Origin of the sequence: Pseudomonas extremorientalis (assembly GCF_001870465.1) — a bacterium.
Lineage (GTDB): Bacteria > Pseudomonadota > Gammaproteobacteria > Pseudomonadales > Pseudomonadaceae > Aquipseudomonas > Aquipseudomonas extremorientalis.
On record NZ_MDGK01000055.1, the window covers coordinates 62,062 to 82,022 of the forward strand.

A 19,961-nucleotide genomic window follows, 5' to 3' on the forward strand; every position below is an offset into this window, starting at 1 on the left:
CCACCGTGATGCTGTTGGATGTTGCAGGCCGGTCTCCGGGCTCATGAGTGGCGTGCTGGCTGAAGGCAGGCCAACGCTGCGCCTTCCCATATCGCAGGCGATACAGTGGCAAAAGGCAGCGTCTTGACTCATTTACCGTTGCGGGGGCAGCGCCGGAATCGCGGCGGCACTGTGTAGAAGTGCGCTCACTCACCGGCTTCCCTGTTTCACTCTGTCGACCCGTGGGTCACAGAGCACCTGAAACAAGCAGCGAAGGGTAGTAGGTTGGGGGTGGAGCGTCAATTAAAGCAACTTGAAGTCGACACAAAACAACTGTGGGAGGGGGCTTGCCCCCGATGGCGGTGGATCAGCCCAGTTATCTTTAGCTGACACACCGCTATCGGGGGCAAGCCCCCTCCCACATTTCGATTCGAGTCTGGCGCTAAGGATTGCGTGCCAGGTTGCCCGGCAACACGCGCTTGGCGCTCAAATAGGCATTCTGCCAATAGGCCTTGGACAACGTGTCCAGCTTCACCGTACCGCCGGTTTGTGGCGCATGCACAAAGCGCCCTTCACCCACGTAGATTCCGGCGTGGCTGACCTGGGAACCGCCACCGGTGGCGAAGAACAGCAGGTCGCCGGTCTGCAGGTTCTGCTCGCTGACGTCCTGCGCGCGCATTACGATCAACTCGCGGGTGGTACGCGGCAGGGAAATCCCGGCGGCATCGCGGAAGACAAACCCGATCAGGCCGCTGCAATCAAACCCGGAGTCCGGCGTGTTGCCGCCCCAACGGTAAGGCGTGCCGACAAGGCCCAGCGCGCGGAAGAGTACGTCTTCAGCTGCGGGCGAGAAATTCTGGGTGGAATAGTTGAACACCGGCTTGGGCTTCACCGCTACGGGAGCGGGCGGCGGTGTGCGGCTTGCGCAGGCGCTGAGCAGCGCGGCGCAAACAATGAGAATCAGGCGGGCCGAGGTCGACATGTGCAGAACAATCCTGGTCTGGATGCGGCTTTCGCTGCCGAACGCTGAAAACCAGAACGCGCAAGCAAAGCTCGCGCGAACGGATTACAACAATGTCCAGGGATTCTAGCGCTTACACGTCAAACTTCAAGTATCACTTTAAGTTTACTTGCTAGCGGTAACCGTCGTCGGGGCCATGGCGAGTGCGCGCTTGGCTTCGATGAAGGTTTTGCTCCAGTAGCTGTCACCCAGGTTATCGACCCGGACACCGCCACTGCGACGGCTGCTGGAGTGGATAAACTGGTTATCGCCCAGGTAGATACCGGCGTGGCTCACACGACCACGGCCTGCCGTACTGAAGAAAAGCAGATCACCAGGCTTGAGGTTGTTGCGTGCGACCAACGGTGCATTCACGTTGATCATTTCGCGGGTGGAGCGCGGCAGATTCATGCCGGCCTCTTCACGAAACAGGTAGCCGATGAAACCGCTGCAGTCGAAACCGGCTTCAGAGGTACCACCGAAACGGTAACGGGTACCGATCAGGGACATGCCGCGTTCGAGGATGCTGTCGGCCAGGACTGGAAGCTGATAAGGCTTGTTGCCGGCGAAGTCGGCCAGTTCCTTTTCCGTTGCGACTTCTTCCTCATAAACAGAGGCAGATTGTGCAGCAACGAATTTTGCCTGATTTTGAACCTGTGGTTTCTGCTGATCTGCCACCTGCTGAGGGTGGGAGGCGCAACCAAACAACAGGGTAACGAGTGCGAGGGGCACGAGGGGTGCGAAGCGATTTAGCATGGGCACGACCGTGGCTGATATGTAAAGAAGTCGAGACTATGCCTTCTATCACATCGATTTGCAAATTCAATCGTGCTCTATGTGACTTCCCGATTGGACTATGACATCTAAGCCGTAATTCCATTTATCGGTTCGAATGCGAAGCCCAGCCGGCAGAAACGCAGGTTTTCTGGCGCCCGTAAAATGGCGAACCACGCAAATTCAATGAGTTACCAGCCCAACGTTTCCTTGAGAAAAGGGATCGTCAATTTTCTTTGCGCCTGCAAGGACGCCTGATCGAGCTGCTCGAGCAAATCGAACAGCGCACTCATGCTGCGGGTGCCTCGAGTAAGGATAAAGTGCCCGACTTCGTCGGTGAGGTGCAGGCCGCGACGGGAGGCCCGCAATTGCAGGGCACGCAATTTGTCTTCGTCGGACAGCGGGCGCATCTGGAAGATCAGCGCCAGGGTCATGCGCGACTTGAGGTCGGCCAGCTTGATCGGCAACTCGCGTGGCGAAGTCGACGCGGCAATCAGCAGGCGCCGACCGCTGTCACGCAAGCGATTGAACAGGTGAAACAGCGCTTCTTCCCAATCCGCCTTGCCGGCGATCGCCTGCAAGTCATCCAGGCACACCAGTTCGTATTGCTCAAGGTGATCGAAGATGCCGATACCGCGATCCATCAACTCGGCCAACGGCAGGTACACCGCCGGTTCGCCCATCTGCTCGAACCGCAGGCACGCAGCCTGCAACAGGTGGGTACGCCCTACGCCGTGCTTGCCCCACAGATAGATCAGGCTTTCAGTCCACCCGGCGTCGGCTTCGCAGAGCCGCTCGACATAGCCGAGTGCAGCGGCATTGGCGCCTGGGTAGTAGTTGATGAAGGTGGCGTCGTCACGCAGACGCACACCCAAGGGCAGCTGAATCGGTTTCATGCTGACTGAACGGCTCCGAACGAACCGTTAGTGGCCTCTGTGTAAAGTTTGCAAAGTTTATACCCGTGACGCCGGGCGCACAATGCAACAGACCCCAAGCAAAATCAAAGGTTTGCGTTAACTTGTTGGATTTATGCAGATTGTTTGACGGACCGCCCCCAGAAAAGACAAACCCGGCCTTGGCCGGGTTTGTGAAGATAGAGTTACAGGTCGGGATCTTCAACCCCCGTATAAGCATCCGAATCCTTGTACAGATCGTGCACATGGCGCACCAGCACCATGATCACTGCAGCCACCGGCAACGCCAGCAGGATGCCCGTGAAGCCAAACAACTCACCACCCGCCAGAATCGCAAAGATCACCGCCACCGGATGCAGACCAATCCGATCCCCGACCAACAACGGCGTGAGCACCATGCCTTCCAACGCCTGGCCGACCATGAAGACGGCCACGATCCCCAGCATCGGGTACAAGTCCCCGCCAAACTGGAACAAGCCCGCGACCAGCGCCGCGCCGATCCCAATCACAAACCCCATATAAGGCACGATTGCGGCAAGGCCGGCGATCAGGCCGATCAACAGACCCAGCTCCAGGCCGATAGCCATCAAGCCGGCCGCGTAGATGATCCCCAGGGCCAGCATCACCAGCAACTGCCCGCGCACGAAGGCGCCGAGCACCTCATGGCATTCCTCAGCCAGCGAAACAATGCGCTCCTCACGGTTGCGCGGCAGCAGGCTGCGGATCTTGGCCATCATGATGTCCCAGTCGCGCAGCAGGTAGAACGCCACCACCGGGATCAGCACCAGGTTGGTCAGCCAGCCGATCAACGCCAGGCTGGACGCCGTCGCCTGGCTGAGGATGACCCCGACAATATCGGTGGTCTGGCCCATATGTTCGCTGATGGCCGCCTTGACCTTGTCGAACTTCCAGAAACCATCCGCCAACCCCAACTTGGCCTGGGCCCACGGCATCGCCGTGTGCTGCAGCCAATCGAGCATCTGCGGCGCCAGCTCATACAAGCGGAACAACTGCTTGGCCAGCATCGGCACCAGCACCAGCACCAACGCCGTGATGATCAAGGTAAACAGGGCGAACACCGTCACCACGCCCCAGGTCCGCGACAACCCGGCTTTTTCCAGGCGATCCACCACCGGATCGAACAGGTAAGCCAGCAGCAACGCGACCAGGAATGGCGTCAGGATCGAATGCAGCAGGAACACAAAAACGCACAGCAGGACAAACCCGCCAAGCCACACCCAACGACGCGTATCCGCCATAAACCACTCCATCTATATAAAGAAGAAAACTGCTACCAGCGAAAACGCAGCTGCGCCTGAGGTTCTGGTGCAGCAGCCGGCTGCGCACCCTCCGCCACCGGTTGCGGGACCGGTGCCTCACCCGCAGGAATCTCCTGCAACTTGGCCAGGCTCAACTGGGTACGCAACTGATCGGCACTGCCATTGACGCGGTATACGATGCGATTGCCATCCACTAACTGCGGCTGGCCACCGAAAGGCTCCAGCAGGTGACCCAGCGCGGCATAACGCTCAAGGGTCATGCCCTGCACTTCCAGCAATTGTTCGGTGCTCACGCCGGGTTTGACCGCAAAGCGTGGCGCGAGCTTTTGGCTGACCGCCAGCATCACCGCGTCGGCTACAGCGCCGGTGTCGGCCCCTTGCGCGGTGCCCTGCTCGCTCTTGTCGCCCAGCCACAGGCGCCATTTGGCTTGCCATTGGTTGCCTTCCTGACGCGCATGCACGGCCAGCAAAGCGTCGGCGCCGTAACGTTCGGAAGCGGCGCGCAACGGTGTGGCGTCAGCACTTTCCAGGTTCGGTGCGGTGGCGACCACCTGCTCATCCAGGTCGCCCAGCGGCAGGCGCAGCGGCAAGCCACGGTGTTGCGCGGCACGGCGCAGCGCCTGGGCGACGGTCTGGCCATCACCCACCAGGCTGCTGCCTTCGGTGGAGTCGTTCAGCCACCAGCCAAGGATCGACGGCCGATTGCTGCCCCAGATCGACAGACCCGCTTCACGCAGCACGCGATCGGTGCTCACCGGGTCGAAATCCACTTGCAGGCTTTCCGGCGGGCCGGCGTCGTAGCCGTACTGGCTGATGATTTGTTGCGGATCCTTGCGAACGGCCGCCAGACCGGGCCCCTCGGCGGCCTTGGCGTCGCCGGTCAGGCGGATCACCAGGGTCTGCACGGCGCGCTGGGTCGCCTGTTCACGCTCTTGCGGCGACTGACTGCTGACGGGTTCGAGTACTTGATAAAGGCCATTGAGGGTTTCGGCATGACTCGCCAGGCTGACCAACGACAAGCAGCCCACAAAGAAGAATTTACACAGACGCATGGAAGATTCCCGAACGACAAATTTAGCGGCTGGAACAGACCGCGTGAACTCGGTTTGCCAAGGCTGTGACCACGGCGACCGATAAAACATTCACAGGGTCTTGGTAAGTTTTCGTACTGTCACAACGCTAGCGCAGTAAAGGCTATACCTTAATACGCACCAAAGCAGACCCGATTAGCATTTTTTTAACGCCATATGCCCCTGCCCGTCGGCCCGAGGATGGCCGCTGCCCCTCAAGCCTGATAAAATCGCGCGCCTTCGCAGACCGTCAACGGCGTGGCCTTTATAAAAGCCCCCGCCCGCTCGGTCGTTACCCAGAAATCCCCCCTAAAGGCCTGGATCATGAGCAAGCAACCCTCCCTGAGCTACAAGGACGCCGGTGTAGACATCGACGCCGGTGAAGCATTGGTCGAACGCATCAAGAGCGTCGCCAAGCGCACTGCGCGCCCTGAAGTCATGGGCGGCCTGGGCGGTTTTGGCGCCCTCTGCGAGATCCCGGCCGGCTACAAGCAGCCTGTACTGGTGTCCGGCACCGACGGCGTGGGCACCAAGCTGCGCCTGGCGCTGAACCTGAACAAGCACGACACCATCGGCATCGACCTGGTCGCCATGTGCGTCAATGACCTGGTGGTGTGCGGCGCCGAGCCGTTGTTCTTCCTCGACTACTACGCCACCGGCAAGCTGAACGTGGACACCGCGGCCCAAGTGGTCACCGGCATCGGCGCCGGCTGCGAACTGTCGGGTTGCTCCCTGGTCGGCGGCGAAACCGCTGAAATGCCAGGCATGTACGAAGGTGAAGACTACGACCTGGCCGGCTTCTGCGTCGGCGTCGTGGAAAAAGCCGAGATCATCGACGGCTCCAAGGTTGCCGCCGGCGATGCCCTGCTCGCCCTTCCATCCTCCGGCCCGCACTCCAACGGTTACTCGCTGATCCGCAAGATCATCGAAGTGTCCGGCGCCGAGATCGAGAACACCCAGCTCGACGGCAAGCCGCTGACGGACCTGCTGATGGCCCCGACCCGCATCTACGTCAAGCCGTTGCTCAAGCTGATCAAGGACACTGGCGCCGTCAAGGCCATGGCCCACATCACCGGCGGTGGCCTGCTGGACAACATCCCGCGCGTGCTGCCAAAAGGCGCCCAGGCCATCGTTGACGTGGCCAGCTGGCAGCGTCCGGCAGTATTCGACTGGCTGCAAGAGAAAGGCAACGTCGACGAAACCGAGATGCACCGCGTGCTGAACTGCGGCGTCGGCATGGTCATCTGCGTGGCTCAGGAGCACGTTGAAACCGCACTGAACGTACTGCGCGAAGCCGGCGAGCAGCCTTGGGTCATCGGCCAGATCGCCACCGCTGCCGAAGGCGCGGCTCAGGTTGAGCTGAAGAACCTCAAGGCTCATTAATGTCTCAGACCTGTGATGTCGTGGTGCTGCTCTCCGGCACCGGCAGTAACTTGCAGGCCCTGATCGACAGCACGCGCACCGGCGACAACCCGGTGCGCATTGCTGCGGTGATCTCCAACCGCAGCGACGCCTACGGCCTGCAACGCGCCAGGGACGCGGGTATCGACACCCGCTCGCTGGATCACAAGGCGTTCGACGGTCGCGAGGCCTTCGACCGCGCCTTGATCGAACTGATCGACGCCTTCAACCCCAAGCTCGTAGTACTCGCCGGCTTCATGCGCATCCTCAGCGCTGACTTCGTGCGGCATTACGCCGGGCGCCTATTGAATATCCACCCTTCCCTGCTGCCCAAGTACAAAGGCATGCACACACACCAGCGTGCGCTCGAGGCCGGCGACAGCGAGCATGGCTGCAGCGTGCACTTTGTCACCGAGGAACTCGATGGCGGGCCTCTGGTCGTACAGGCAGTGGTTCCGGTAGAGTCTGACGACTCGGCGCAGACGCTTGCGCAACGGGTTCACGCCCAGGAACACAGGATTTACCCGCTGGCCGTTCGCTGGTTTGCCGAGGGGCGGTTGATTCTTGGTGACCAGGGTGCATTATTGGACGGTCAGTTACTCGCGGCCAGCGGCCACTTGATTCGAACCTAGGAGATTTTATGCGTCGCGCCTTGCTCTTCGCTTTTGCGCTGTTCGCCTTGCCAGCCGTGCAAGCAGCAGACCTTCACCCCTTCTCCGTCAGCTACACCGCCGACTGGAAACAGTTGCCCATGAGTGGTTCGGCCGAACGCAGCCTGGCCAAGAACGGCGACGGCTCCTGGACCTTGAATTTCAAGGCTTCCATGATGATCGCCAGCCTCACCGAAACCAGCGTGATCCTGTTTGACAAGGACACCCTGCAACCGAAGAGCTACACCTTCGAACGCGGCGGCCTGGGCAAGGCGAAGAAAATCAATCTGGACTTCGACCAGACCGCCAAGAAAGTCACCGGTTTTGAAAACAAAGACCCGGTCAACGTGCCCCTGCAAAGCGGCATGCTCGACAAGTCGACTTACCAGTTGGCCTTGCAACGCGATGTGGCCGCCGGCAAGAAAAGCATGAGCTACAACGTGGTCGAAGGCACCGACGTCGACACCTACGACTTCCGCGTGATCGGCCCGGAAAAAGTCCAGACCAAGGTCGGCTCCATCGACGCCATCAAGGTCGAGCGCGTGCGTGACCCGACGCAAAGCAAGCGCATCACCCAGATGTGGTTCGCCAAGGACCAGGGCGGTATTCTGGTTGCCCTGCGCCAGGTAGAAACCGATGGCAAGGAATACAACATCATGCTGCAGGACGGCACTGTTGACGGTAAGGCTGTCAAAGGTAGCTGATCGGTAGCTGGAACAACGAGCCTCGCGAATGCGGGGCTTTTTTTCGCCTATGGATTTGGTGTTCAAACCTCTACCGCTATCGGGGGCAAGCCCCCTCCCACACTTGGTTGTGTTCACCGATCAAAATGTGGGAGGGGGCTTGCCCCCGATAGCGATAGCCGGGCCAACAAAGGGTTCAATGCCTGACTTGAACATGAAACTTTCGTCATAAAACTCAGCACCCTGCGGCGTAATGTCGCGGTTTACGCGGCCTGCAGCACTGTTGCGTTTGCTGCAATGATTTGTTGCGCGAAAAGTCGGTTTACTTAGCAAGCTAACAAAACATATAACAAAGGCCTGCGACGACTTGCCGCAGATCCACCAGAGATTGGAGCAAGCAGATGACTGTAAAAGTAACTGAACGCGACGACGAACATATGTCCCACGAAGCACTGGGCCATGGGATTCACATCTGGGATGTACACCAGCAAGACCTGTTGGTCGGCATGTTTCACAACGAGAGCGACGCTCATAATTATAAGAACGAGCTCGAAGCCCTTGAGATGAGACGCCAGACACAAAGCTCCTGAACACCTGAAATCTCGTAGGCCCCAGCCCCACGCAGCTGGAGGGCCTACCCCCGACGACCCCGCCTTCGAGCGGGGTTTTTCGTTTTGGCAAACTGCACGGCGGGCATAAACGATTCAGTAAAATTGTATCAGCAAATAGACAATTGGAAATGATTCTCGATAATATCCACCACCTTTCAGCACGCCCATGAAAACGGAATTCATCATGACGAACGGATGCAGCAATACGCCAGACCAACAATTGCTCAAACGCTGGGGTGAAGCACTGGTTACGCCCCAGTTCCAGACTCACAACGTCACCCTCGAAGCCCTGATCGACACCCTCGCACCCGCCGCCGAACGCAGCTTTCAACGCCTGATCCAGGCCCTGTTCCGTGAAGGCCTGCTGGCACCCGATACACTCACCCAAGACGAACAAGGCCGCCACCACCTACCGCTGTCCGATCACGCCTGCCTGCGTTTCGACCACCTGCGTGCCGGGCGCATGGCCAGCTGGGACCTGCGTGGCGCGGTGACGCTTGTGCAAACTGGACAGGCCGCACGGAAGATCCAATTCCCATCGCAGTTGCTGACGCTGCTCAACGACACCCTCGAAACACCTGCCGCCCCGCAGGTATTGAGCCGCCTGAACAGCGAGATCGACGACAGTTTTGTCAACGATACGCTCTGCCTGGCCTTCCACGAGCAATGGAGCCTGAGGCTGCACGCCTCGATGGGCCCGTCCCATCAGGACAACCTGCTGAGTCACCTCAAGGATGAGCCAAGCGTTACCAACCCGACTTCCGTGCTTGAGCAGTGGGGCACGCTGGGCCACCCCTGGCACCCCAACTACAAAACCAAACTGGGTTTGGACACCCACCAGGTCATCGACTTCTCACCGGAGTTCGAAGCGCGCTTCCCGGTGTTGCTGTGCGCGCTGCACCACCAGTACGCCCACGTGGAAACGCTGGCCGATACCGCTGATTACTGGCAATGGTGGCAAGCCCACTTTCCACGTGCTGCACAGCAATTGACCGCAGCGCTGACGGCCCAGGGCCTGGAAGCCAGTGAGTATCTGCCGCTGCCTGCGCACCCTTGGCAAGCCCAACGGGAACTGCCTCAATTGTTCGCCAACGAAATCGGCGACCGACTGCTGGTGCTGACCGACATCGTCGCGTTTACCGCCCACCCCACCATGTCCTTCCGGACCGTATTGCCTGATGGCCAGGGCGGTGCGCCCATGGTCAAGCTCCCGGTCTCACTGCGCCTGACCAGCGTACAGCGCACGGTATCGCCACGCTCGGCGCGCATGGGGCCGCGGATCAGTCACTTGCTGCAAACGATCCTGGCGCGCGAACCCGCGATCCAGAACATCCTGAACATCGTTCCCGAGCGGATCGGCGTGCATTTCAACCCCCAACCGGTGAATGACGAACACGCCCGCCACCTGGCCGTGCTCTACCGCGACAACCCCCAGAGCCTGCTACAACCGGGGGAAATGGCCGTTCCGGTAGGTAGCCTGTTTGCCATCGACCAACACGGGCAGCCTTTGCTGAGACAGTGGGTACGTTTGAGTAAAGGCCAGGACAATGCACCGGCCATGCTCGCGTTCTTTCGAGACTATGCAGCGATCACTGTGCCGGCCCTGCTGGGGATGTACCTGCGCTACGGTGTGGCGTTCGAGGCCCATCAGCAGAACGCCTTCATGGTCATGGCCGCAGACGGGCAGTTGAGCCGCCTGCTGTTGCGTGATTTTGGCGATATTCGCATCGACCGCCAGACCTTGCATGCCCACGGGCTGGACATCGAACTGCATGACCCCAAGATGACCCTTTACGACGATGCCGGTTTTGTCCGTGACAAGCTGCTGCACACGGTATTCATGTGCCACCTGGGCGAACTGGTGCTGCTCAGTGCCCGCTACTTCGATATTCCCCAGGCGCAACTGTGGAACGAACTCGCGACCCAAGTCAGCCAGTGCTTTGATCGCATGCGCAACGAGGTCGCTCCCCAACGCTGGGAAACCGAACGTGCAGCGCTGCTGGAGCAGCCGTGGCCAGCCAAGTCGTTCATGCGGATGCGGCTGCTGGACAGTCACGCCGATATCGTCGGGCGCCTGCCGAACCCGCTGAGCGGCGCCGCACATGCCGGCTAACAGCACTGCACTGCGTTTGTTGGTGGTCATCCAGTTGGTGTCGATGGGTGCCATGGAAATGAGCGGCCCCTTCTGGCCTTTGCAGATCCAGAGGCTGCTTGGCGATGCCGGCGCCCATTACACCGGCCTGCTGTCGTCGCTGGTATACGCCGGACCGATGATGGCAGCGATGATCCTGACGCCCCTGTGGGGTCGCCTGGGCGACCGAACCGGGCACAAGCCGATGATCATTCGGGCGCTGCTGGCGCTGGCGGCCTGTCAGGCGCTGGCCGCCCTGACCTTCGATCCCTGGCTGCTGGTCGCGATCCGCGTGGCACAAGGTGCACTGGCGGGTTTTATCGCGGCCGCCCAAGCCTATGCGCTGGCGTGCTGCGGCGACAGTGGGCGCGGACACATAATGGCCCGCCTGCAATCCGCCACCGCCGTGGGTTCGCTGGCCGGTCCGGTGTTGGGTGGCTGGCTGATGGATATCTCCGGATTCGCCCTGCTGTGCTACAGCGCTACCGCCGTCTGCCTGGTATGCGCGCTGGTCAGCCTGTTCTTGCCCAGCGACACCCAGCGCCTGCGAAAGACTCATGCCACCACGCCCACCGCCCTGCCCAAAGGCTGGCTCGGCGCAATGTTGGGGATCATCGTACTGATCCAGGCTGCCAAAATGATGCCCCAGCCGTTTTACGCCCTATACGTCGCGGACGTCCTGCATGCGCCAGGCTGGTTGATCGGTGCCAGCTATGCCGCCAGCGCACTGACCCTGGCCCTGTCCGCACCGCTCTGGGGTCGCCTGTTCGACCGACACTCGCCCGCACACACGCTGCGCATCATCGAATGGGTCACCTGGGCCTGCGCCTTGACCCTGGCCTGCACAGCACTGGCCAACGAATGGCTGGGCTTCATCGCCAGCCGGCTGCTGTGGGGCATGTGGCAAGGCGCCTTGCTGCCGGTCGCCTATACGTTGATCGCCAATACCGTTGCGCCCGCCCAACAGGGGTTTGCCCTGGGCATCGGCAACAGCGCCGCCAAGGCGGGAGCGCTAGGCGGTGCCTTGTTGGGTGGTATCGGCATGGGGATGGTAGGCCTGGCACACAGCTTCTGGCTGGTTGCACTCACGTACGCCTTGGCCGCCCTGGGTATCCGCATCATCCGCTCGTTCACCCGAACACCCGCTATGCCTGTTTTTTCTGTCAATACGTCTAATAATTGAAAGGCAAGATCATGAGAAAGTCGCAATGGGCAGCGCTGCTGCCACTGATGGGATCGATAAGCGCACCGACCTGGGCCGATCAGTCCGAGGCCGAGCCCACCAACCTGCAATTGCAGGCCACCGTCGTCTCGGCCACGCGCAGTGAAACCAGCATTGCCGCGATTCCAGGCTCCGTACAGGTCATCGACGAAACCCAGATCCGCCAGCAAACAGCCGCGGGGCGCCGGGTCGCGGATATTCTCGGGCAATTGGTGCCAGGCATTGCCCCTTCCAGCGGTGGCATGAGCAACTTCGGCCAGACCCTGCGCGGACGCAATACGCTGATCCTGATCGACGGCGTGTCCCAGAACGCCACACGCGACAACTTCCGCCAGCTCAACAGCGTTGCGCCGGAAAGCATCGAGCGCATCGAAGTGATCTCCGGAGCGAGCAGCGTTTATGGCGCGGGCGCCTCAGGCGGCATCATCAATATCATCACCAAGCGTAACCAAGGTGAAGACCTCGCCTTTAGCAGCAAGATCGGCATGACCAGCGGCAATAACTTCAGTCACAAGGGCTTTGCCTACGAGGCGTTCCAAAGCGCTACTGGGCGCAAGGGCCCGGTGGACTGGTACGTATCGGCGAACGGCGTGCAGCGCAACGACCAGTTCGACGGCAACGGCAAGCGCATTCCCCAGGACACGTCCCAGGGCAGCAACATGGATACCCAGACCTACGACCTGCAAGGTCGCTTCGGCTACACGCTGGATGACGACAAGAAGATCAGCCTGTCCCTGCAAGATTACAAAGACGAACAGGACACCCGTTACACCAAGAACCCACGCATCACCACCACCGCCGTTGCGGTCAAAGGCCTGGACCTGGACGATCAACCGTTCACACACAACCAGGCGGTCAACCTCAACTACTCCGACAAAGCGTTCTTCGGACAGGGCTTGCAGGTCGAAAGCTACTGGCGCCGGGCCGACGCGCTGTTTTTCCCGGACCTGTCCCGCGGTCGCGCAGGGGTTTCCGACAACAACAGCGTGCAGGACGTCTATGGCGTGCGCGCAGCCATCGACACGCAAATGCCGGATATCGGCCCGGCGACCGGCAACCTGGTCTGGGGCGCTGACTATGATCACGAAACCTCACGCCAGCGCGGCGACCAGTACCGGGTCAATGGCCTGACCTACACCAAGACCGGCACCACGTTCGAGATGGGGCCGGACATCACCACTACCACCAAGGCGATTTTTGGCCAACTGTCCTACGACATAGACGACTGGACCTTGCGTGGCGGTGTGCGCCGCGAGTGGATCGAGAGCCGGATCGACGACAGCATTGCCTATGGCGAAATCGTTCAGACCGGTAACCGCGCTACCCTGCCGGGCGGCACCCTCAAATATGACGACACCCTCTATAACCTCGGGGCGGTGTATCACCTGAGCGAAAACCAGGATGTATTCGTCAACTACAGCCAGGGCTTTTCCCTGCCGGACATCCAACGTTTCCTGCGGGACGTCAACAGCCAGTACGACATTCAGAAGCTCAATGCCCAAGCCCTCAAGGTCGACAGCTATGAGCTGGGCTGGCGTGGCAACTGGGACAAATGGCTGGCCAACGTCACGGCGTATGAAAACACTTCGGATGTCACCCAGTTCTATGACGCCAATGATCGCGTGCTGCGCCTGATCAACCAGAAAGAACGCGTGCGCGGCATTGAAACCAGCCTGACGTACAACGTCACTGACCAGTGGTCGGTCGGCGGTACTTACGCGTATGCCAAAGGCGAGACCCGCCAAAACGGCAAATGGATCGACTTGCCGGCCACGCGCATCTCCCCCGCCAAGACCACCGCCTTTGTCGGCTATGACCACGACGACTACAGCCTGCGCCTGCAAGCCATGCGCCTGGCCGACTATGACGCCGCGTTCAAGGACAACAACGGCCGCGATATCCAGGGCTACACCCTGGTCGACCTGCTGGGTTCGGTACGCTTGCCTGTGGGTCGCCTGGAGGGGGCGATCTACAACCTCAGCAACCGCAATTACCAGAACATGTTTGCCCAGGCCAACGCGCGAGCACCGTACCCGAATGCCGAAGGTCGGACCTTCAGCGTGAGTTATGCCGTGGACTGGTAACACGCGGCGCTGAAAGCACAAACCCCGCCTTTTGAGCGGGGTTTGTGTTTTGGGGCCGCTTCGCGGCCCAACGCGGGGCAAGCCCGCTCACCACAGGCAAGCCTGCTCACCACAATTGAGGCTTGCAGCCTTACCACATCAGATCATCCGGGATCTGGTAGGCGGCGTAGGGATCATCTTCATCCGGCACCTGGCTTTCGGTAAGGATATTGAGCTGCACGATACGCTCCGGTGCGCGCTCCTGGATCTTCAGCGCCGCTTCACGCGGGATCACCTCATAACCGCCACCGTGGTGCACGATCGCCAGGGAGCCGTTGCTCAGCTTGTTGCGCATCAGCGTGTTGACCGACAGGCGCTTGACCTTCTTGTCGTCCACGAAGTTGTAGTAGTCCTCGGTGGTCAGCTTGGGCAGGCGCGAAGTCTCGATCAGTTGCTTGACCTGGGCCGTGCGGGCCTTGGCCTCGGCTTTTTCCTGCTGCTGGCGGTTCAGCTCCTGGTCGCGCTTGACCTTCTCGGCGTGCGCCTCGGCCGCCAGGCGGGCCTGGGTGTCGTCGGCCTCGATCTGGCCTTTATGGACCAGGCGCTGCTGTTTCTGTTTCTCTTTGCCGACCTGCTTGGCCTGCTTTTGATTGACCAGACCTGCTTTGAGCAACTGGTCGCGAAGGGAAAGGCTCATGGTGCTTACTCACTTAGGCAACTGCTCAACCGCAGCTGGACACATTCTTTTCCTGACGTTTGGCTTCGCCCCACAGGGCGTCCAACTCTTCGAGGGTGCAATCTTCTATGGGACGGCGGGTATCGCGCAATGCCTGTTCGATAAATCGGAAGCGTCGTTCGAACTTGGCATTGGCGCCCCGTAGCGCGGTTTCCGGGTCGACCTTGAGGTGACGGGCCAGGTTGACCGCCGCAAACAGCAGGTCGCCGACCTCATCGGCAATCGCCGCCGGGTCGTTATCGGCCATGGCTTCGAGCACTTCATCCAGCTCTTCGCGCACGTTATCCACCACCGGCAAGGCGCAGGGCCAGTCGAACCCGACCTGGCTGGCGCGCTTCTGCAATTTGGCGGCACGGGAAAGGGACGGCAACGCGGTGGGTACATCGTCCAGCAGGGAAAGCTGCTCCGGCGCGTCGGACTTCTGCGCGCGCTCCTCGGCCTTGATCTGCTCCCAGCGTTCCTTGACCTGTTCTTCGCTCAACTGCGGGATATCCAGCGGCGCATACAGGTCGCCGGTGGGGAACACATGGGGATGGCGACGGATCAGCTTGCGCGTGATGCTGTCGATCACCCCGGCAAATTCGAAGCGCCCTTCTTCCCGCGCCAACTGGCTGTAGTACACCACCTGGAACAGCAGGTCGCCCAACTCACCTTGCAGATGATCGAAGTCGCCGCGCTCGATGGCGTCGGCGACTTCGTAGGCCTCTTCCAACGTGTGCGGGACGATGGTGGCGTAGGTTTGCCTGATGTCCCACGGGCACCCATATTGCGGGTCCCGCAGGCGACTCATCAGGTGCAGCAGGTCTTCGAGCGTATACATCATGGGGTACGGTTACGCCGCGTCTCGATGATATTCGGCAACTGGGAAATCCTCCCCAGCAACCGTCCCAGTGCGTCCAGCCCCGGAATCTCGATGGTCAGGGACATCAGCGCGGTGTTGTCCTCTTTGTTCGAGCGGGTGTTGACCGCCAGTACGTTGATCCGCTCATTGAGCAGCACCTGCGACACATCACGCAGCAACCCGGAACGGTCGTAGGCACGGATGACGATGTCCACCGGGTAAGTGAGCACCGGCACCGGCCCCCAGCTGACCTGGATGATCCGCTCCGGCTCACGCCCGCCCAGTTGCAGCACCGAGGCGCAATCCTGGCGGTGAATGCTTACACCGCGGCCCTGGGTGATATAGCCGACGATGGCATCCCCCGGCAGCGGCTGGCAACAGCCGGCGATTTGAGTCATCAGGTTGCCCACGCCCTGGATCTGGATATCGCCACGCTTGCCAGGCTTGTAGCCGGTGGCCTTGCGCGGGATCAGTTCCAGCTGTTCGCTGCCGCGTTCCGGCTCGACCAGTTGCTGGGCCAGGTTGACCAGTTGGGCCAGGCGCAGGTCGCCTGCACCGAGGGCGGCGAACATGTCTTCGGCGATCTTCATGTTGGCCTTTTCGGCCAGCTTGTCGAAGTCCACCTGAGGCAGGCCCAGGCGTGCCAGTTCGCGCTCGAGCAAGGTTTTACCGGCAGCGACGTTCTGGTCGCGCGCCTGCAGTTTGAACCAGTGGACGATCTTCGCCCGCGCCCGCGACGTGGTGATGTAGCCCAGGTTCGGGTTCAGCCAGTCGCGGCTCGGCGTACCGTGCTTGCTGGTGATGATCTCGACCTGTTCACCGGTCTGCAGGCTGTAGTTGAGCGGCACAATGCGCCCGTTGATCTTGGCGCCCCGGCAGTTGTGGCCGATCTCGGTGTGCACGCGGTAGGCGAAGTCCAGCGGCGTGGCACCCTTGGGCAGGTCGATGGCGTGGCCGTCTGGGGTGAAGATGTAGACCCGGTCCGGCTCGATATCCACGCGCAGCTGTTCGGCCAGGCCGCCGATGTCGCCGAGTTCTTCGTGCCATTCCAACACCTGGCGCAGCCAGGAGATTTTCTCTTCGTACTGGTTGGACCCGGCCTTGACGTCGGTGCCCTTGTAGCGCCAGTGCGCGCATACCCCAAGTTCCGCCTCTTCGTGCATGGCGTGGGTGCGGATCTGCACTTCCAGCACCTTGCCCTCGGGGCCGATCACCGCCGTGTGCAACGAGCGATAGCCGTTTTCCTTGGGGTTGGCGATGTAGTCGTCGAACTCCTTGGGAATGTGCCGCCACAGGGTGTGGACGATCCCCAGCGCGGTGTAGCAGTCGCGCATTTCCGGCACCAGCACGCGCACCGCACGCACGTCGTAGATCTGGCTGAAGGCCAGGCCCTTGCGCTGCATTTTGCGCCAGATGGAATAGATGTGTTTGGCGCGGCCGCTGATGTCGGCTTCGACGCCAGTGGCCTGCAACTCGGAGCGCAGCTGGTTCATCACATCGGTAATGAAGCGCTCACGGTCCAGCCGCCGCTCATGCAGCAACGTGGCAATCTGTTTGTATTGATCGGGTTCGAGGTAGCGGAAGGACAAGTCCTCCAGCTCCCACTTGATATGGCCGATGCCCAGGCGATGCGCCAACGGCGCATAGATGTCGAAGACTTCGCGGGCAACACGGTTGCGTTTTTCGTCGTCGGCGGTCTTCACCGCACGGATCGCGCAGGTACGTTCGGCCAGCTTGATCAGGGCGACGCGCACGTCATCGACCATCGCCACCAGCATCTTGCGCAGGTTCTCGACCTGGCCCTGGGTGCCCAGCACCATGGACTGGCGCGGGCTCAGGCTGGCACTGATCGCCGCCATGCGCAGCACGCCGTCGATCAGCTTGGCCACCACGGTGCCGAAACGCTGGCTGACGGTGGGCAACGGGATATGCCCTTCACGCACGCCGCGATAGAGCACGGCGGCAATCAACGAATCCTGGTCCAGCTTGAGATCGGCGAGGATCTCAGCGATTTCCAACCCGGTGCGAAAGCTGGAAGTGCCTTCGGCCCATAGGTTCTTGGCCGCATTGTCTTGCTGCTCAGACTCACGAGCGAACTCGCAGGCTGCTTTCAAGGCTTCACGGTCCAGTGCCGGATCGACACTGATGGCATGGTCCAGCCATGCCTCGAGATTGATACTGCCGTCGGTGTTGATCGGCTGGTGTGCTCTCACCTGTACCATCTTGCTTACCTTCCCTACGACGCACCTTCGATGCGCCAAAATCATCGCCGACGTTTACTGCGGACTCCCTGGCAGATCAGAGGCCCTGGAGAACGCAGGCCAGTCGGATTAAACAGGCATCCTAGCCCGCTTCAAATAACGCCATGGCCTCGACATGCGCGGTTTGCGGAAACATGTCGAGGATCCCGGCACGTTTTAGCCGGTAGCCTTGCCTGACCAACTCAACCGTGTCCCGCGCCAGCGTGGCCGGGTTGCAGGACACATACACCAGACGCTTGGCACCCAAGGTCGCAAGCTTGCGCACAACCTCCAGGGCACCGTCACGGGGTGGGTCCAAGAGTACCGCAGAAAAGCCCTGTTTGGCCCATTCTGCGTCAATCAAAGGCTGGGACAAATCGGCTTGAAAAAACTGCGCATTGTGCAAATCGTTGCTGACGGCATTCACGGCCGCCCGGTCCACCATGGTCTGCACACCTTCCACCGCCACCACTTCGCGTACCTGGCGTGCCAGTGGCAAGGCAAAATTGCCCAGGCCACAAAACAGGTCCAACACCCGTTCGTCGGGTTGTGGCGCCAGCCATTCCAGGGCCTGGGCAACCATCGCGGCATTGACGCCGGCGTTGACCTGCACAAAGTCGCCTGGCCGGTAAGCCAGTTCCAGATTCCACTGTTCCAGTGGAAAGCCCAACACAGCATCGGTGTCGACCGGCGCCGGCTGGCCCTCGCCCTGCAGCCACAACTGGGCCTCGTGGAAAGCGCAGAATTCGTTCAATACCTGCAGGTCCGCTTCGGACAGCGGCGCCATATGCCGCAGCAACACCGCAATGGACGTACCGCTGAACAATTCCACATGCCCCAGGGCCTGCGGTTTGCTCAGGCGGCGCAGCATGTTCGGCAGGCGCTGCATGATCGGTTGCAAGGCCTGTACCAGCACCGGGCAATCATCGATGGCGACGATGTCCTGGCTGGCCACGGCGCGAAAACCGACGTCCAGGTGTTTCGCCTTGGCATCCCAACGCACGGCCACGCGGGCGCGGCGACGGTAGCCGAATTCCGGCCCGCTCAACGGTGCGGCCCACTCTTGCGGTTCCACGCCCGCCACGCGGGACAGTTGCTCGGCGAGCATGCGCTGTTTCAGGGCAAGCTGTTCGGCATGGGGCAAATGCTGCACGCTGCAACCGCCGCAACGACCGACGTGCGCACAAGGCGCCGGGCGGCGCAGCTCGCTGGCCTTGAAGACGCGCTCGGTGCGCGCCTCGACGATTTTGCCGTGGGCACCCAGCACCCGCGCTTCGACTTCTTCGCCGGCCAGCGCGCCGTTCACAAACCAGGTGCGCCCTTCGAAGAACACGATGCCACGGCCGTCATTGGCCAGGCGCTCGATGGTCAGGCGTTGTTTCTTGCCCACCGGAATCTGCGGGGCGCGGCTGCCGCCCGTCGGTTGGAAGCGCAGGCCTCTCTCGTGCCTGGCCATCAGTTGGGTTCGTCGAAGATGCCGGTCGACAGGTAGCGGTCGCCTCGGTCACAGATGATCGCGACGATCACCGCGTTTTCCACCTCCTTGGACAGGCGCAACATACCGGCCACGGCGCCGCCGGAGGATACGCCGCAGAAGATGCCTTCTTCACGGGCCAGGCGGCGGGTGGTGTCTTCGGCCTCGCGCTGGGCCATGTCGATGATGCGGTCCACGCGCGTGGCGTTGTAGATCTTCGGCAGATACTCTTCGGGCCAACGGCGGATACCCGGGATGGCCGCGCCTTCCATCGGTTGCAGGCCAACGATCTGGATCGCCGGGTTCTGCTCCTTGAGGTAGCGCGAGTTGCCCATGATGGTGCCGGTGGTGCCCATGGAGCTGACGAAATGGGTGATGGTGCCCTGGGTCTGGCGCCAGATTTCCGGGCCGGTGCTGGTGTAGTGCGCCTCGGGGTTGTCACCATTGGCGAACTGGTCAAGCACCAGGCCACGGCCTTCGGCGGCCATGCGCTCGGCGAGGTCGCGCGCGCCCTCCATGCCTTCTTCCTGGGTAACCAGCACCAACTGCGCGCCATAGGCAGTCATCGCCGCCTTGCGCTCGGCACTGCCGTTGTCGGGCATGATCAGGATCATCTTGTAGCCCTTGATCGCGGCGGCCATGGCCAGGGCGATACCGGTGTTACCCGAGGTGGCTTCGATCAGAGTGTCGCCGGGCTTGATCTGCCCGCGCAACTCGGCGCGGGTGATCATCGACAGCGCCGGACGGTCCTTCACGGAACCGGCCGGATTATTCCCTTCGAGCTTGAGCAGCAGGGTATTGCTGGTTTCACCCGCCATGCGTTGCAAGCGGACCAGGGGCGTGTTGCCGACGCAATCGGCGATTGTAGGGTACTGCAAGGTCATGGCGTATT

The 19,961-nt window shown here is 61.1% G+C and carries 17 protein-coding genes and 1 riboswitch; of the genes, 7 read left to right on the forward strand and 10 right to left on the reverse strand.

All coding sequences use genetic code 11. The features are described 5' to 3' along the window. Positions 1-9 precede the first annotated feature (9 nt). Positions 10-256, reverse strand: a riboswitch (cobalamin riboswitch). A 165-nt stretch (positions 257-421) separates the two neighbouring features. The 5 genes from BFN10_RS21300 to BFN10_RS21320 all read right to left on the reverse strand — a co-directional run bounded on the left by BFN10_RS21300 (position 422) and on the right by BFN10_RS21320 (position 4,999). Next, complete coding sequence (locus tag BFN10_RS21300) at positions 422-961, reverse strand: C40 family peptidase (protein ID WP_071491318.1); 540 nt, start codon at positions 959-961, stop codon at positions 422-424. 144 nt (positions 962-1,105) lie between these two features. Next, the gene (locus BFN10_RS21305; RefSeq protein ID WP_058424953.1) at positions 1,106-1,735 is read right to left on the reverse strand and encodes a C40 family peptidase; all 630 of its coding nucleotides are present in this window, start codon (positions 1,733-1,735) and stop codon (positions 1,106-1,108) included. A gap of 209 nt (positions 1,736-1,944) precedes the next feature. Beyond that, entirely contained in the window at positions 1,945-2,649 is a 705-nt protein-coding gene (gene hda, locus BFN10_RS21310; protein ID WP_058424954.1) for a DnaA regulatory inactivator Hda, read from the reverse strand. Positions 2,650-2,852: 203 nt separating this feature from the next. After that, positions 2,853-3,926: an AI-2E family transporter gene (locus BFN10_RS21315; protein WP_071491319.1), complete on the reverse strand. Its 1,074-nt coding sequence runs from the start codon at positions 3,924-3,926 to the stop codon at positions 2,853-2,855. 32 nt (positions 3,927-3,958) lie between these two features. After that, on the reverse strand, positions 3,959-4,999 hold the full coding sequence (locus BFN10_RS21320; protein WP_071491320.1) for a DUF2066 domain-containing protein: 1,041 nt from the start codon (positions 4,997-4,999) through the stop codon (positions 3,959-3,961). Between the two features lie 342 nt (positions 5,000-5,341). On the opposite strand from BFN10_RS21320, the gene purM reads away from it, so the two are divergent. From purM to BFN10_RS21355, 7 genes are all read left to right on the forward strand, one after another. Beyond that, positions 5,342-6,400, forward strand: coding sequence for a phosphoribosylformylglycinamidine cyclo-ligase (purM, locus tag BFN10_RS21325; RefSeq protein WP_016976515.1), 1,059 nt, complete (start codon positions 5,342-5,344; stop codon positions 6,398-6,400). Next, positions 6,400-7,050, forward strand: a complete 651-nt coding sequence (gene purN, locus BFN10_RS21330; protein ID WP_071491321.1) for a phosphoribosylglycinamide formyltransferase — start codon at positions 6,400-6,402, stop codon at positions 7,048-7,050. Before purM ends, purN begins: the two co-directional genes overlap by 1 nt. Positions 7,051-7,058: 8 nt before the next feature. Beyond that, a complete protein-coding gene (locus BFN10_RS21335) occupies positions 7,059-7,772 on the forward strand; it encodes a DUF3108 domain-containing protein (RefSeq protein ID WP_058424959.1) in 714 nt (237 codons plus the stop codon). A 380-nt stretch (positions 7,773-8,152) separates the two neighbouring features. Further along, positions 8,153-8,341 (forward strand): hypothetical protein, encoded by a 189-nt coding sequence (locus BFN10_RS21340; RefSeq protein ID WP_071491322.1) that lies wholly within the window; start codon positions 8,153-8,155, stop codon positions 8,339-8,341. A gap of 205 nt (positions 8,342-8,546) precedes the next feature. Then, the gene (locus BFN10_RS21345; protein ID WP_071491540.1) at positions 8,547-10,475 is read left to right on the forward strand and encodes an IucA/IucC family protein; all 1,929 of its coding nucleotides are present in this window, start codon (positions 8,547-8,549) and stop codon (positions 10,473-10,475) included. Continuing rightward, on the forward strand, positions 10,465-11,676 hold the full coding sequence (locus BFN10_RS21350) for an MFS transporter (RefSeq protein WP_071491323.1): 1,212 nt from the start codon (positions 10,465-10,467) through the stop codon (positions 11,674-11,676). The genes BFN10_RS21345 and BFN10_RS21350 overlap by 11 nt, the downstream gene beginning before the upstream one ends. An 11-nt stretch (positions 11,677-11,687) precedes the next feature. Continuing rightward, positions 11,688-13,799, forward strand: coding sequence for a TonB-dependent receptor (locus BFN10_RS21355; RefSeq protein ID WP_071491324.1), 2,112 nt, complete (start codon positions 11,688-11,690; stop codon positions 13,797-13,799). Positions 13,800-13,929: 130 nt separating this feature from the next. Here the strand turns inward: BFN10_RS21355 and BFN10_RS21360 are convergent, their stop codons facing one another. From BFN10_RS21360 to cysM, 5 genes are all read right to left on the reverse strand, one after another. Next, on the reverse strand, positions 13,930-14,475 hold the full coding sequence (locus tag BFN10_RS21360; RefSeq protein ID WP_028617375.1) for a DUF2058 domain-containing protein: 546 nt from the start codon (positions 14,473-14,475) through the stop codon (positions 13,930-13,932). Between the two features lie 25 nt (positions 14,476-14,500). Beyond that, the gene (gene mazG / locus BFN10_RS21365; protein ID WP_071491325.1) at positions 14,501-15,334 is read right to left on the reverse strand and encodes a nucleoside triphosphate pyrophosphohydrolase; all 834 of its coding nucleotides are present in this window, start codon (positions 15,332-15,334) and stop codon (positions 14,501-14,503) included. Further along, positions 15,334-17,577, reverse strand: coding sequence for a GTP diphosphokinase (gene relA, locus BFN10_RS21370; protein WP_071491326.1), 2,244 nt, complete (start codon positions 17,575-17,577; stop codon positions 15,334-15,336). The genes mazG and relA overlap by 1 nt, the downstream gene beginning before the upstream one ends. Positions 17,578-17,698: 121 nt before the next feature. Next, positions 17,699-19,051, reverse strand: coding sequence for a 23S rRNA (uracil(1939)-C(5))-methyltransferase RlmD (rlmD, locus tag BFN10_RS21375; RefSeq protein ID WP_071491327.1), 1,353 nt, complete (start codon positions 19,049-19,051; stop codon positions 17,699-17,701). Then, positions 19,051-19,953, reverse strand: a complete 903-nt coding sequence (cysM, locus tag BFN10_RS21380; RefSeq protein ID WP_058425337.1) for a cysteine synthase CysM — start codon at positions 19,951-19,953, stop codon at positions 19,051-19,053. Before cysM ends, rlmD begins: the two co-directional genes overlap by 1 nt. Positions 19,954-19,961 lie beyond the last annotated feature (8 nt).